The organism is Mesorhizobium sp. M7A.F.Ca.CA.002.05.1.1, from assembly GCF_003998335.1.
Classification (GTDB): Bacteria; Pseudomonadota; Alphaproteobacteria; order Rhizobiales; family Rhizobiaceae; genus Mesorhizobium.
In genome coordinates this window covers 1-923 of record NZ_RZQI01001410.1, presented here as the reverse complement: position 1 = coordinate 923, position 923 = coordinate 1, and the positions used below count along the sequence as shown (strand labels likewise).

General features: G+C 65.2%; 2 protein-coding genes. Both read right to left on the bottom strand.

The annotated features are described in order from the left end of the window. A partial coding sequence (locus EN939_RS35965; protein ID WP_164751597.1) for a 4-phosphopantoate--beta-alanine ligase occupies positions 1-537 on the bottom strand: 537 nt, incomplete at its 3' end. Continuing rightward, a partial coding sequence (locus tag EN939_RS35960; protein ID WP_206528450.1) for a 3-methyl-2-oxobutanoate hydroxymethyltransferase occupies positions 534-923 on the bottom strand: 390 nt, incomplete at its 5' end. The genes EN939_RS35960 and EN939_RS35965, both read right to left, overlap by 4 nt.

Genomic DNA, 923 nt, shown 5'->3' with positions numbered 1-923 from the left:
TATCGTCGGTGCGCCGATGATCTCGACAGGCAGGTCGAGGTCGCGGCAGAGCTGCCTCACCACACAAAGCTGCTGGTAGTCCTTCTCGCCGAAGACCGCACAGTCGGGCGTTGCCTGCAGGAGGAGCTTTGCCACCACGGTGGCGACGCCGTCGAAAAAGGTCGGCCGAAAGTCCGATTCGAGCCCGCCGGAGGGGCCGCCGACCGAGATTTTCGTGGCGAAGCCCGCGGGATACATCTCGCCAACCGTCGGTGTGAAGGCAAGGTCGGCCTTTGCCGCGCCCAACTGCTCGAGGTCGCGGGCGAGTTGGCGCGGGTACTTGTCGAGGTCTTCGCTCGGCGCGAACTGCGTCGGGTTGACGAAGATCGACACGACGCAGCGCTCGGCTTTTTGGAGCGCGATCCTGACCAGCGAGATGTGCCCGTCATGCAAAGCGCCCATGGTCGGCACCATGGCGACACGAAGGCCGTCGCGCCGCCAGTCCCGGATTTGCGCGCGAAGTGCGGCTACGCTGTCGACGACGACGGGTTGGCTCATGTGTCGTCCCTGCTGTTTGCCGCCGAAAAGACATGGCCGGGGCCGGGGAATGTCCGGCCCCGCACCTCGGCTGCATAGGTTTCCGCCGCATGCGAGATCACGCTGCGCAGGTCGGCGTATTCCTTGACGAATTTCGGCACGCGATCGACGGTCAGCCCGACCATGTCGTCGATGACCAGGATCTGGCCGTCGCATTCACCGCTGGCACCGATGCCGATGGTCGGAATGGCGAGGCGGCGGCTGATATCGGCGGCGACCCTCTCGACCGTGCCTTCGATGACCACCGAGAAAGCGCCGGCATTCTCGACGGCGAGCGCATCGCGAAGCAATGCCGCAACAGCCTCCTCGGTGCGGCCCTTGATCTTGTAGCCGCCGTCCTTCTCGAC